Source organism: Anaerotignum faecicola (assembly GCA_024460105.1).
Lineage (GTDB): Bacteria > Bacillota > Clostridia > Lachnospirales > Anaerotignaceae > JANFXS01.
Window position 1 is genome coordinate 1 of sequence record JANFXS010000418.1, and the last position, 416, is coordinate 416.

Sequence of the window (416 nt, forward strand, 5' to 3'; positions counted from 1 at the left end):
GGCCTCTTATGCCGGAACTCCTTTTGTGGGAAGGGGGAACCTGCAGGAGAAAAGAGATCTCTTTTTATATGGACATAACATGAGAAATGGGACAATGTTTGCCGATTTGCTAAAGTACCAGAAGAAGCCATTTTGGGAGGCCCATCAGGTCATTCAAGTGGATAATCTCTATGAGCATCGGGAATACCGGGTATTTTCGGTATTCTATGCAGAAGAAACAGAATGGAGTGAAGAGGGAGGGCTGTTTGCTGATGCTGGTTTGGGGAGCATGAAAAGAGAGGAATTGATTGAAGTACTAATTGAGAGAGGGATGCATGAAAATCGAATATTTCCAGATCATCGTGCTCCACTGTTATTCCTAATTACATGTGGTTACTGGAAAAAGGACAGCCGCTTGGTTGTTGTGGCCATCCGGG

General features: G+C 44.7%; 1 protein-coding gene. It reads left to right on the forward strand.

Annotated elements, in window-relative coordinates:
- Positions 1-25 precede the first annotated feature (25 nt).
- On the forward strand, positions 26-416 hold a 391-nt coding region (locus tag NE664_14660), incomplete at its 3' end, for a class B sortase (protein ID MCQ4727876.1).